The 12441-nt window shown below is 65.0% G+C and carries 10 protein-coding genes; 5 read left to right on the forward strand and 5 right to left on the reverse strand.

Annotated elements, in window-relative coordinates; translation table 11 throughout:
• Positions 1–4 precede the first annotated feature (4 nt).
• Complete coding sequence (locus tag NFG57_RS12320; RefSeq protein WP_083970559.1) at positions 5–1243, reverse strand: glutamate-5-semialdehyde dehydrogenase; 1239 nt, start codon at positions 1241–1243, stop codon at positions 5–7.
• A 176-nt stretch (positions 1244–1419) separates the two neighbouring features.
• Between NFG57_RS12320 and NFG57_RS12325 the strand changes: the two genes are divergently transcribed.
• Genes NFG57_RS12325 through NFG57_RS12335 form a run of 3 tightly spaced genes read left to right on the forward strand, consistent with a single transcriptional unit; the run spans position 1420 to position 4697 of the window.
• Complete coding sequence (locus NFG57_RS12325; RefSeq protein ID WP_348814423.1) at positions 1420–2283, forward strand: hypothetical protein; 864 nt, start codon at positions 1420–1422, stop codon at positions 2281–2283.
• Positions 2280–3230 (forward strand): diguanylate cyclase, encoded by a 951-nt coding sequence (locus tag NFG57_RS12330; protein ID WP_348814424.1) that lies wholly within the window; start codon positions 2280–2282, stop codon positions 3228–3230. The genes NFG57_RS12325 and NFG57_RS12330 overlap by 4 nt, the downstream gene beginning before the upstream one ends.
• 60 nt (positions 3231–3290) lie before the next feature.
• On the forward strand, positions 3291–4697 hold the full coding sequence (locus tag NFG57_RS12335; RefSeq protein ID WP_348814425.1) for a bifunctional DedA family/phosphatase PAP2 family protein: 1407 nt from the start codon (positions 3291–3293) through the stop codon (positions 4695–4697).
• A 252-nt stretch (positions 4698–4949) separates the two neighbouring features.
• Here the strand turns inward: NFG57_RS12335 and NFG57_RS12340 are convergent, their stop codons facing one another.
• The 3 genes from NFG57_RS12340 to mpl all read right to left on the reverse strand — a co-directional run bounded on the left by NFG57_RS12340 (position 4950) and on the right by mpl (position 7710).
• Positions 4950–5573 carry a LysE family translocator gene (locus tag NFG57_RS12340; protein WP_045994175.1) on the reverse strand — a complete coding sequence of 208 codons (624 nt, stop codon included), beginning with the start codon at positions 5571–5573 and terminating at the stop codon, positions 4950–4952.
• Positions 5574–5693: 120 nt separating this feature from the next.
• Entirely contained in the window at positions 5694–6335 is a 642-nt protein-coding gene (locus NFG57_RS12345) for a flavin prenyltransferase UbiX (protein WP_222516574.1), read from the reverse strand.
• Positions 6328–7710: a UDP-N-acetylmuramate:L-alanyl-gamma-D-glutamyl-meso-diaminopimelate ligase gene (gene mpl, locus NFG57_RS12350; protein WP_348814426.1), complete on the reverse strand. Its 1383-nt coding sequence runs from the start codon at positions 7708–7710 to the stop codon at positions 6328–6330. Before mpl ends, NFG57_RS12345 begins: the two co-directional genes overlap by 8 nt.
• Before the next feature lie 451 nt (positions 7711–8161).
• Here mpl and NFG57_RS12355 point away from each other — a divergent pair, with 451 nt between their 5' ends.
• Positions 8162–9421, forward strand: a complete 1260-nt coding sequence (locus tag NFG57_RS12355; protein ID WP_108132845.1) for a 6-phosphofructokinase — start codon at positions 8162–8164, stop codon at positions 9419–9421.
• Positions 9422–9821: 400 nt separating this feature from the next.
• Here NFG57_RS12355 and NFG57_RS12360 read toward each other — a convergent pair whose 3' ends face one another.
• Positions 9822–11543 (reverse strand): protein kinase, encoded by a 1722-nt coding sequence (locus NFG57_RS12360; RefSeq protein WP_348814427.1) that lies wholly within the window; start codon positions 11541–11543, stop codon positions 9822–9824.
• Between the two features lie 303 nt (positions 11544–11846).
• Here NFG57_RS12360 and ppa point away from each other — a divergent pair, with 303 nt between their 5' ends.
• On the forward strand, positions 11847–12377 hold the full coding sequence (ppa, locus tag NFG57_RS12365) for an inorganic diphosphatase (RefSeq protein WP_045993354.1): 531 nt from the start codon (positions 11847–11849) through the stop codon (positions 12375–12377).
• Positions 12378–12441: the final 64 nt, after the last annotated feature.

The raw sequence follows: 12441 nt of genomic DNA on the forward strand, positions 1-12441 counted from the left end.
CCACTCACTGTCGAATCTGGCCATCGCCGAAGACCACATACTTGCGCGTGGTCAGCCCTTCGAGCCCCACCGGCCCCCGGGCATGCAGTCGGTCGGTGGAGATGCCGATCTCCGCACCGAGCCCGTATTCGAAGCCATCGGCAAACCGGGTCGAGGCGTTGACCATGACCGAACTCGAGTCGACCTCTGCCAGAAAGCGGCGTGCCAGGCTGTAGTTCTCGGTGACGATGGACTCGGTGTGACGCGAGCTGTAGCGCTCGATATGCGCCATGGCCTCGTCGATGTCATCGACTACCCTGACCGACAGCACCGGCGCAAGGTACTCGGTGGCCCAGTCCTCGTCACTCGCCGTGAGCCAGTGATCGACGATCGCCCGGGCGCGGGCACACCCCCTCACCTCGACGCCCTTTTCCGCGTAGTCAGCGGCCAGGGTCGGCAGCAGGGCCTGCGCTACCTGTGCATTCACCAACAGCGTTTCCATGGCGTTGCACACGCCGTAGCGATGGGTCTTGGCGTTGACCGCGATGGCACGGGCCTTGTCCAGGTCGGCGGCGGCGTCCACATAGACGTGACAGATGCCGTCCAGATGCTTGATCACCGGCACCCTGGCCTCACGCGAAATACGCTCGATCAACGATTTGCCACCACGGGGAATGATCACATCGACAAATTCGTCCATGCTGATCAAGCGACCCACGGCGGCACGGTCGGTGGTCGCCACCAGTTGCACGGCGCCCTGGGGCAGTCCGGCTTCGGCCAGCCCAGAGGCAATGCAGCGGGCCAGCGCCTGGTTGGACGCGCTGGCCTCGGAGCCCCCGCGCAGAATGCAGGCATTGCCCGATTTCAGGCACAGGCTGGCGGCTTCCATGGTGACGTTGGGGCGAGATTCGTAGATGATACCGATGACACCCAGGGGCACGCGCATCATGCCGACCTGGATGCCGCTGGGCCGAGTGCTCAGGCCATCGATCTCACCGACAGGGTCGGGCAAGGCAGCGACCTGGGTCAGGCCCTCGATCATGGCGTCGATGCGGCCGTCATCCAGGGCAAGGCGATCAAGCAGAGCCTCGTCGAGCCCCTTGTCGCGACCGCGCGCCAGATCCTGCCGATTGGCCGACAGGATCTCTTGACGAGACGCGTCCAGCGCCTGAGCCATCGCCTTGAGCGCCTGGTTCTTGCGCGCGGGTGGCAGGCGACGCATATCGGTGGCAGCAACACGGGCCGCCTGGCCCATGGCGGTCATGTAGGCGTCGATATCGGCGACGCACTCGGCGGTGGCATTGGCGGATGAGTCGGACACGGTGAAACGAGTCTCCTGGTAGAACGAGGTCTCCGGGCAAAGAAAGAAGGCTTGCACCGGGATGACAACGCGGACGTGATGCGGATCGTGAACCACAGAAAGGATCATATTAAGACAGCATGCGGAACAAGTACAAAGTCGGCCTGTTCAAGCTGAACCTGTTCGCCGCGGCCGCACTGCTGGCCCTTTGCGCGGCGACCTCGGCGCGGGCGCTGGACACCACGCTGCTTGGTCTGGCCGCGCTATGGCTCGGGATCACCGGCATCGTCATCGAGTTCAGCCACCGCCGCCATGCCTACCGCGCCTGGCTGGTGGTGGCCAGCGTGCTGCTTGCCGCCCTGGTGATACTCTCGCCCGACGCCAACGGTGCCTGGCTGTGGGCCTGGCCTTTCCTGTTGATCCTGCCCCAACCCCAGTGGATGCTGATACTCAACGCCAGCCTTGCCGGGATAAGCTGGTGGAGCCTGATCACCCAAATAAGCCTTCACCATTGGGGCCTGGCTGGCGCGCTCTTGCTGTGTTTGTGCTTTCTTGCGATCGGACGTGCGCTGCCGGGCGGACATTCGCAACGCCTGATGCGCAGGAGAGCCCGTCTGGCGCCCGGACTGCCGCTGTGGTCAGCCAGCCAGCTGGAACGCGACCTGGCTCGGGAAAACAGCCGCGCCACCCGTGACGGCGTCCACGCCGAACTGGTGGTGATCCAGATCCCTGGACGTTCTCTGTGGCGAGTCGCCCAGGACATCTGCACACGCATCAAGCGGTTCGAGAACGCCTATCGGCTCAACGGACGTACCGTCGCCGTGATGCTGACCAGTCGAGACGCCGTGCAGGCCAGGCAACGACGCCAGGAACTGCTGGAAGACATCGCCGTGCCGATCACGGTACGCACCGTATCGATTGCCAATCTGGACAACCTGCCCATGGTGCTGGCGGCCCTGGACAAGCAGTGCCCTGTCACCCAGGTGGTGGAGGACGACGCATGATCGAGCCACCCCAGTGGGTCCGTTCCTGGCGCGTCTGTGCCGATGTCATGGGGACCTTGCTGCTGGCGTCACTGGCCCTGTGGCACTATCTGCTGGGGCAATACGAGAGCATCCTGCTGCCGGCGTCCCTGAGTTGCCTGATGGCCGTGATCACGGTCTTCGATACCAGAAGAGCCTCGCGCGTCTCGAACTATCTGCTGCTGCTGTGCGGCTGCCTCGCCCTTTATGACCAGACGGTGCTGCAGGCATCGTTCGACGCCTTCTGGATCAGCGTACCTATCACCCTGATCCTGCTGGTACTGCCCTTCGGCCCTGCTCTGGTGCTGGCGCTGGCCGTCATGCCGATCTGGCTCATGGTGGTCGGCCAGTCTTCACCAAGCCTCGATCAAATCAAGTTTCTGCTGACCTTCCTTGCGGTCACCTCCCTGGCCGGCTGGGAATACCTGCGTCAGCGCGACCTGAACCGGGCCACCGACCCCAGCGACGTCGACTGCGATGCGATCAATCGCGCCACCCTGCACGAGCGCCTGAACGGGGAGTTCGAGCGCGCCCAGCATCTGGACCAGCGGCTGGCGGTGGTGATCCTGCACCTGCCACAACTGGAAATCGCCAGTGAGCAGTACGGCTCTCGCACTCAGCTAGCGCAACTCGACCAACTGTGCCAGGCGGTACGCCTTCACTGCCGTGACCACGATATTCTGGGACGGGAATCCCACGACACCTTCTGGCTGGTACTGCCCAACACCACCGAAAGCGGTGCCATGCTGGTGATCAAGCGACTGGAACAGGCGCTCTCCGAGGTTCGCCTGTCGGACATCGGCCCCTTGACCCTACGCTCACGGCTCTGCGCCCTGAACGCCAAGGAACCCTGGCAGCATTTCGAGCAGCGACTGGCCCGCCGCAGCGAGGCACTGGCCGTCACTCCCCTCCCACCCGGTCGCTCCTGACCACCCTGACTGTGGCAGAATGCCGAAACATCACGACGGCCCAACGCAAAGGAGAACAGGGTGGGAAATGCCGGGGACTGGTTGATTCAGTGGGCGCCTTCGCCCGGACTGTTGCTGCTGCTGATCTTTACCATCGCGCTGGTGGAGTCGCTTGCCCTGATCGGCGTGGTGGTGCCCGGCGTCGTTCTGATCACCGCCGCCGCCTCCCTGGCCGGCCACTACGACATCGCGGTTGGCTGGGTCATCGCCTGTGCCTTTGCCGGTGCCGTGGTGGGAGACGGCGCCAGCTACGCCATCGGCTATCGCTACCGTGAACAGGTCACCGCCATGTGGCCGCTGTCGCATCACCCGGAGTGGCTGGCCCGGGGTGCACGATTCTTCCAGCGTCATGGTCCTCTTTCAGTGCTGCTGGGGCGATTCGTCGGACCGGTCCGCCCCATCGTGCCGCTGGTGGCGGGCATTCTGCGCATGCCGCCGACGACCTTCACCTGGGCCAATCTTGGCTCCGCCCTGCTGTGGGCACCGGCCTACATCCTGCCCGGTTATCTGCTGGGTCGAACCTGGCAACAGTGGCTGGCATTGCCGGACGACCTGCACCCCTGGCTGACAGCGCTCGGCGTCACCGTGGCGGTGCTGGCGCTGCTGTTCTCGCTGGTCCGCCACCACGCCTCGCCTCAGGGCCTGCTGTACCGTAGCTTCGCCTGGTTCAGCCATCACCTGCCCGGCGGGAGGCGCCTGTGGCAGGCCCTGGCCCCCCACCACGAGGAAGAGCCTCCCCTGGCCAGTTGGCTGTTGCTCCTGGGTGCACTGACCGCGCTGAGCGCCTGGACGCTGGTCGTGCTCCAGGCAGACGGACCGCTGATGATGGATACGCGGCTTCACGCCTTGATCGGCGGGCTCGAGCTACCCGGACTTCTGGCGCTGTCCGAGACACTGGCCGAGGCGGGAGATACCCTCGGCGTGGCGGCATTGGCACTGCCCTGGCTGGTGTGGCTGGCCAGCCGCCGTCACTGGGCGGCACTGGGCCACGTGAGCGCTGGACTGATTGCCATCGCCACGCTCAACACCCTGGGCAAGGAGGTGATCGGCCGCCTTCGTCCGGATGCCCCTGACTATCTCGCCCACTCTCTGTCCTATCCCAGCGCCCACACCTCGACGGCGGTGGTCCTGTACGGCATGGCGGCCGCCTTTATCGCCCAGACGCTGCCACGCCGCCAACGCTTCTGGCCCTACTGGGTGGCGATCGCCATCGTCGTGCCCATGGCATTGTCACGCATCGTGCTGGGCGTGCACTGGCTGAGCGATCTCGTCGGGGGAGCCCTGCTTGGCCTGGTGGTCTGCGCCATGGTTCAACTGGCCTGGCTCAGGCGGGACCGGACGGCCCTGACGCCGTGTCCATTACCGGCGCTGCTGCTTGCCTCGCTGGCCCTGGTCAGCGCACGCATCCTGTGGCTGCCGCCGGTATAGGACAGTGACACGCCCCCGAACCGACACCTCTGGCAAGGCGGGCCCGGGGCCTTGTCCAGACGCCGATGAGTGCCGGCACTTTTCAGCCAGGCCCTAGGCGCTGTCCGAAAAGTCGACGAACGAAGGTTAGACAAGGCAAAAATCGGTGAGAAAGCGCAGTTTACGGGGTGTAAATGAGCATTTTGACCGGGCTGGCGCACCAGCCGATTTTTAACGCCGTATTACCGAGCGCAGGCACTTTTCAGACAAGCCCTAGCCCAGCGCCAGCCACAGGCCCACACCAATCATCAAGGTCCCGGCGATTCGGTTGAGCAACCGTACACTGCCCCCACGTGCGAGCAGGTGACGCAGACTCTTGCCACCACTGGCGTACAGCAGAAGGCAGGTGAACTCGAGACTCAGGATCACCAGAATCAACCCCGCCAACTGGGTCAGCACCGGCCGCGCCGGATCGATAAAGGGCGGCAGCAATGCCACGAAAAAGGCCCAGCCCTTGGGGTTGGCGACCGCAGTGACAAAGCCCTGCATGGCCAGCTCCCGTCGCTTCGGCGGCGCGGTATCCTCAAGATTGTCAGGGATCGCCATGCGCCCCCGTGAGCGCCACATCAGCCACCCCAGATAGACCAGGTAGGCCCCGCCCAGCCACTTGAACAAGGCAAACAGCGCCGGCAGCTTGAGCATCAGTGCCGCCACCCCCGCACCGGCGGAGAAGGCCACCAGCCCCACGCCAACCAGCTCCCCCAGCATCATCCACAGCGCCCGCTTCACCCCCTGGGTCATGCCCAGCACCATGGCCAGGGTCATGCACATGCCTGGCGTCAGCGAGACCAGAAAGAAGGTCGGAACGAACACAGAGAGAACGGACAGACTGGGCATGGATTTCCTTATCCCGAGCAGCGCTGGAGAGGTGTCTGACGGCGCGAGGTGATGATGGTGTCAGGTGAAGATGATGCCAGGTGATGATGGTGTCTTGTGATGACGATGCCAGCTACGCACTCAGTCGCCGACGGTGGACCCGGAGGACCCCTCGCCCCACCTTGGCATAAGCTGATGATCGATACCCAGCTGATTGAGGATGCGCGCCACGATGAAGTCGATCAGATCATCGATGCTCTGCGGCTGGTGGTAGAAGCCGGGTGCTGCGGGCAACACCACCGCCCCCATACGGGTCAGACTGAGCATGTGCTCCAGGTGAATCGCCGAGAATGGCGTCTCCCGGGGCACCAGCACCAGGCGGCGGCGTTCCTTTAGCGCCACATCGGCGGCGCGCTCGATCAGATTGTTGCTGGCGCCACAGGCCACCGCCGACAGCGTTCCCGTCGAGCACGGGCAGATCACCATGGCACTGCTGGCGCCGGAGCCCGACGCCACCGGGGCCATCCAGTCCTCACGGCCAAAGCAGCGGATCTGGCCCTCGGCCGCCGAGAACCGCTCGCTGAGCGCCTCGGCCAGCAGTGCCGGACGTGGCGGCAACGACACCTCGGTCTCGGTGGCGATGACCAGATGGGCCGCCTTGGAGATCATCACCCACACCTCGTGCCCCGCCGACACCAGCGCCTCGATCAGCCTCAGTCCGTACTGGGCGCCGGAGGCGCCGGTCAGGGCCACGGTCACAGGGGGCTTGAAGCCTTCAGCCATGGGCGGCCTCCAGCGCCTCGAGCAGGCGCTCGTGGATGCCGCCGAAGCCGCCGTTGGACATCACCACGATACGATCATAAGGACGCGCCTGTGCCACCAGATCGGCGACCAGCGCATCGATCTCGCCACGACGGTGCGCCGGTATCGGCGAGGCCTCGACCAGCGCCTCCACCGACCAGTCCAGCCCCTCGGGCTGGTACCACCAGACCTGATCGGCCTGGGCCACGCTGTCCGCCAGGCGATCGCGCAGGGTGCCCAGACGCATGGTGTTGGACCGCGGCTCGATCACCGCCAGCAGGCGACCGCGCTGGGTCGAAGCGCGCAGCCCGGACAGCGTCGCCGCGATGGCGGTGGGATGATGGGCAAAGTCGTCGATCACCTGGACGCCGCCGACCTCGCCGCGCACCTCCTGGCGACGCTTGGGCGTCTCGAAACGCGACAGCGCAGCGGCGCCGCGCGCCAGATCCACGCCGAACACGCTGGCGGCGGCCAGGGCGGCCAGGGCATTGCGGGCGTTGTAGTCACCGGTCAACCCCCAGTCGACCACGGCGTCCTCGTCGACCCCGTCCGGCCGCCGCTGGATCACCCTGAAACGACTGGCATCGTCACGCTCTAGCTCGATGCGCCAGGCCGAGTCCTGCTGCTGCCCCATTCGCGACACCGGTGTCCATGCGCCCTGGGCCAGCACCCGGTCCAGCGCCGGCGCGTCGTCCGCCACCAGCAACTGGCCACGCCCGGGCACCGTACGCACCAGGTGATGAAACTGGCGTTCGATGGCAGCCAGGTCGGGAAAGATGTCCGCGTGGTCATACTCGAGGTTGTTGAGGATGGCGACCAGCGGGCGGTAGTGAACGAACTTGGAGCGCTTGTCGAAGAAGGCGGTGTCGTACTCGTCGGCCTCCACCACAAAGGGCGCCTGCTCGCCGCCCAGTCGCGCCGATACGCCAAAGTTCCTCGGCACCCCGCCGATCAGAAAGCCAGGGGCCAGCCCGGCGCTTTCGAGCAGCCAGGCGGTCAGGCTGGCCGTGGTGGTCTTGCCGTGGGTGCCCGCCACCGCGATCACCGGGCGCCCCGGCAGCACGTGCTCGGCCAGCCACTGGGCACCGGACACGTAGGGCAGGCCACGATCGAGCACCGCCTCGACTTCAGGGTTGCCCCGCGACAGGGCGTTGCCGATCACCACCAGGTCCGGTGTCGTCGTCAGATTGTCGGCGGCGTAACCGCGCATCAGGGCGATGCCGGCCGTTTCCAGCTGGGTGCTCATGGGGGGATAGACGCTGGCATCCGAGCCGCTGACCTGGTGGCCAAGCTCCCGCGCCAACAGCGCCAGGCTGCCCATGAAGGTGCCGCAGATACCGACGATATGAAGATGCATGGCGCCTCCGGTGCGCTGCTGCTGCCCCGTCCCCGAGTCGACGCGCACGGCGCCCCCGGCAGACAACGGCACTCAAGGTTGGCGGCAGCCTAGCATGCCCCGACAAAGGCCTCCAGAGGCGGCGTCACGCCCTCGTCGCTGTTGCCGATCGCCCACTGTTTTACTTCGACGTCGGCGCTCGGCTGCGCCGGGGCATGCCGGTCGGATGCAGGCACCAGGCCGATGGGCTAGAATCGCCGACCATGTTCCGGCGCTGTCCCGGCGATGGTTGCCACGCGATGGCTTGCCACACGATGGCTTTAGTCCGCGAAGGCTTTAGTCCGCGAAGCCCTTCCCGACGAAGGCCTGGCCGACCGCGACGCGCCCACCGATCCTTTCCCTTCGCCACGCCGCGTGGGGACGTTGTTCGTTTCACCGTATTCACGATCCAGAACCAGGAGCCCCACGCCCCATGGCCCAGCACAACGCCTTTTACGCCCAGTCCGGCGGCGTCACCGCCGTGATCAACGCCAGCGCCTGCGGCGTCATCGAGACCTGCCGCCAGAACAGTGATCGCATCGGCAAGGTCTACGCCGGCCACAACGGCATCATCGGCGCCCTGACCGAGGACCTGATCGACGTAAGCCAGGAGTCCGATGACACCATCGCCGCCCTGCGCCATACGCCCGGCGGTGCCTTCGGTTCCTGTCGCTACAAGCTCAAGGACATCGAGAGCCATCGCACCCAGTACGAGCGCCTGATCGAGGTGTTCAAGGCTCACGATATCCGCTACTTCTTCTACAATGGCGGCGGCGACAGCGCCGACACCTGCCTCAAGGTCTCGCAGCTGTCCGAGAAGATGGGCTACCCGCTGACCGCCATCCACGTGCCCAAGACCGTGGACAACGACCTGCCGATCACCGACAACAGCCCGGGTTTCGGCAGCGTGGCCAAGTACATCGCCACCTCGACCCTCGAGGCCTCCATGGACATCGCCTCCATGTGCGCCACCTCCACCAAGGTGTTCGTGCTCGAGGTCATGGGTCGCCACGCCGGCTGGATCGCCGGCGCCGGTGGCCTGGCCGGCCAGGGCGAGGGTGAGCCACCCCACCTGGTGATCTTCCCCGAGATTCCCTTCGACCGTCGCCAGGTGATGGAGCGTGTGGAGTACGCGGTCAAGAACTACGGCTACTGCGTGATCGTGGTTTCCGAGGGCGCACGCTACGAGGACGGCACCTTCCTCGCCGACTCGGGTAACACCGACGCCTTCGGACACCGCCAGCTCGGCGGCGTGGCCCCGACCCTGGCCGGCATGGTCAAGCAGGACCTGGGCTACAAGTACCACTGGGCGGTTGCCGACTACCTGCAGCGCGCCGCGCGCCACCTTGGCGCCAAGACCGACGTCGAGCAGGCCTACGCGGTGGGCGTCAAGGCGGTGGAACTGGCGCTCGAGGGGCACAACGCCCAGATGCCGGCGATCAAGCGCGTCAGCGACAACCCCTACCGCTGGGAGATCGAGGCGGCGCCGCTGGCCGAGGTGGCTAACCGTGAGAAGTTCATGCCGCGCGAGTACATCCGCGAGGATGGCTTCGGTATCAGCGACGCCGGCCGCGCCTACCTGGCACCGCTGATCCAGGGCGAGGACTTCCCTCCCTTCGAGAACGGCCTGCCGAAGATGGCGCGCCTCAAGCTCGCGCGGGTGGAAAAGCGTCTGCCGGCATTCAGCCTGTAACTCAGTCTGTAAGATAGACGCGCCACAGCTCGCTGCGGCCCGGCGCTGCATCACGCACGCACCGCGACCGAGACGCAGCCGACGCGACGCCGGCATGAAAAAAGCCCCGAGGCCTGGCCTCGGGGCTTTTCGTTTGACGACGCAGGGTGTGTCAGGAAGACCGGCTGGCCCCGCCACGGATCACCAAAGCCCCAGGCTTTCTCCGATAAGTCGACGAGCGCAGGCACTTTTCAGACAAGCCCTAGGCGCTGTCCGAAAAGTCGACGAGCGAAGGTTAGACAAGGCAAAAATCGGTGAGAAAGCGCAGTTTACGGGGTGTAAATGAGCATTTTGACCGGGCTGGCGCACCAGCCGATTTTTAACGCCGTATTACCGAGTGCAGGCACTTTTCAGACAAGCCCTAGCGTAGCCACCAGGACAGGATCAACAACACCAGCAACAACCCGGCAATGGCCTGCCACAGGTTGGCGGGTTCCTTCCAGGCACGGATCGAACGACTGGGGGCTTCAGACACCTGCTGGCGACCGGGCCGCACGCTATAGAGAAATTCCGACAGGCGCCGAAAACGCAGCGATCGCTGCGGGTCCAAGGCACGCTTCAAGGCCTCGTCTAGCTCCAGGCTGACGTCTGGCCGGTAATGACGCACGCTACGGTAGCTCAACTGCTCGAGATCGGTATGACTGCGCAGCTGATGGGTCGGCACCGCGTAGGGCAGACGTCCGCTGATCAACCAGTACACCGTGGACGCCAGGGCGTACTGGTCACTGCGCCGGCCGACCTCGTCATCGAGCGCATACTCGGGCGCACTGTGTTCGTTGAGCCCCACCTGGGCCACCAGCCGTCGGGAGCGCCGGTGCCCGTCGACATCGCGCAGATGGCAGGCGCTGAAGTCGGTCAGTACCACACGTCCCTGATCATCGATCAAGACGTTGTCTGGATGAACCTGCTGGTGAATCAGGTCACGGTGGTGCAACGCCTGCAGCGCCTTGCCCAGCTGCAGCGCGATGTCGAGTCGTTGACCGAGACTGGCACGCGGATAGCGCGCGACCCACTCGCTCAAGGTCATGCCATCGACGTAACGCATCAGGTAGTAGAGATGGCGGCGGGACCGGGAAGGCTCGACCACGCTGACCACAAAGGGCGAGTGAACCCTCTCCACCACCCACTGCTGAAGCAGGAAGTGCTCCAGGTAGGCGTTTCGATTGGACAGTTCAGGACTTGGCGCCTTGAGCACACAGACCCGCTCGGTATCCACATCGCGCACCCGGTAGACCCGTGAGTGGGCGGTGCGTGACATCACCGCTTCCACCACCAGTCCGTCGATCTGGTCACCCACCGCAAGCTCGGGGGGAATCGGCAGATCCCCGTACAGCCGACTGGGAGCGTCGCTGGCCGCATCAGGCAGTTCATCCACCCGGACCAGTTGAAAGCAGAAGGGATCACTACCGTAGCCCCGCTCACGAGCCCTGGAGCTTGCCGCCTCGGCCAGGCGCTCACAGGCCGCGTCCAGGTCACTGGCATCTTCGCGAATCAGCCGCACATAGTCGGAGGGCATCAGGGTCCCACGCACCCCCTGGGTGGTGAACAGAAAGATGTCCCCCTGCTTCAGCGGCCACTCCGAATAGTCGATGTCGATGCCGACATCCATGCCCAGCGCCCTGGCCGGGTAGCGATAGCCCCCCAGGTCGGTGACGTGGTCGCGGCTCAACTGCTCGAACTCGGCTCCCCGAAGCCGAAACACCAGGGTGTCACCTACATGAAAGAGGTGCGCGCCACGGTCCTTGAACACCACCGTCGACAACGACGACACATAGCTGCCGTCCTCCATCTGGCGGGTCATGCCATGACACCAGGCGTTGAGCGCACGCATCACTCGCTGGGCCGACGCCTTGATGGTCCAGTGCGCCGGAGTCGCGTAGTAGTCGTTGAGAAATCCGCGCACACTGAGATCTCCCGCCTGCTTGGCCAGGGCATGGCCTGAGGCTGAATCGCTGATCAGCGCGCAGGCGCCCTTGGGCTCGCCCTCTTCCGGCAGGCGCACCGACATCGAACTGCGCTGCCGATGGCGTTCGGGCGCCACAAAGGCTTGCCCATAACTCAGAGCGAGACGTGCGGTGGCCAAGATCACCTCCTGTGACTCCAGCGTTGATGACGCGACAAGACGTGGGCCAGTGGGCCGACGCCTTCACCGGCGGTATGATACACACCGAATCCCTGATATGCCTGACAAGTCGCCTTTGGCTTTGTTTACTGTGCTTTGGTGGCACCTCACCCCGGCGTCTCGTCCCATGGTTGTCTTGCGCGCCTTGTTGCAGCGCGTCAAGATACGCCCACCATATTGGTAATCCCGTCACGGGGTTCGTATAATCCGACGGATTTTTTTTCCGCCGCCCAGGCGGACATCCGCCCAACGAAGGACGCGAGCATGAACTTCGACAACATCCCCGCCGGCAAGGAACTCCCCAACGACCTCTTCGTCGCCATCGAGATTCCCGCCAATCACGCCCCGGTGAAGTACGAAATTGACAAGGACATGGGTGCCCTGCTCGTCGACCGCTTCATGGCGACGCCGATGTTCTACCCGGCCAACTACGGCTTCATTCCGCACACCCTGGCAGACGACGGCGACCCCCTGGATGCCCTGGTGGTCACCCCCTACCCCGTCGCACCCGGCAGTGTCATCCGCGCCCGTCCGGTGGGCATCCTCAACATGACCGACGAAGCCGGCGAAGACGCCAAGCTGGTGTGCGTCCCGCACCCCAAGCTGTCCAGCCTCTACGACGATGTTCAGGAGGTCACCGATCTGCCCGAGCTGCTGCGTCAGCAGATCGCCCACTTCTTCGAGAACTACAAGGATCTCGAGAAGGGCAAGTGGGTCAAGGTGGAATCCTGGGAAGGTGTCGAGGCCGCCCGCAAGGCCATCGAAAAGTCCGCCGCCGCCTACACCAAGGCCTGAGCCTCGGCGCAGACGCGCCAGCGACGGTTGCTTCCCCAGGCCACGCCTGGTCCTGGGGAAGCGT

It is taken from the genome of Halomonas sp. H10-59 (assembly GCF_040070555.1).
GTDB lineage: Bacteria > Pseudomonadota > Gammaproteobacteria > Pseudomonadales > Halomonadaceae > Halomonas > Halomonas litopenaei.